Source organism: Saccharothrix sp. ST-888, from assembly GCF_000955975.1.
GTDB lineage: Bacteria > Actinomycetota > Actinomycetes > Streptomycetales > Streptomycetaceae > Kitasatospora.
The window spans coordinates 1-272 of sequence record NZ_JYJF01001064.1; the positions used below are offsets into that span (position 1 = coordinate 1).

The 272-nt window shown below is 65.8% G+C and carries 1 protein-coding gene; it reads left to right on the top strand.

Features of this window, described 5'->3' with window-relative positions; translation table 11 throughout:
- On the top strand, positions 1–272 hold a 272-nt coding region (locus tag UK12_RS35625; RefSeq protein WP_045307374.1), incomplete at both ends, for a hypothetical protein.

A 272-nucleotide genomic window follows, 5' to 3' on the forward strand; every position in this document is an offset into this window, starting at 1 on the left:
GTTCCTGAACCCCGAGCGCATCAACCCCCCGGACGTCGACATCGACTTCGACGACCGCCAGCGCGACCAGATGGTGCGCTACGTCACCGAGAAGTACGGGTCCGCGTACACCGCCCAGGTGAACACCTTCGGCACCATCAAGGCCAAGGCCGCCGTCAAGGACGCCAACCGCATCCTCGGCTACCCCTTCGCCATGGGCGACCGGATCACCAAGGCGATGCCCCCGGACGTCATGGGCAAGGGCGTCCCGCTCGCCGATCTCTTCAACGAGA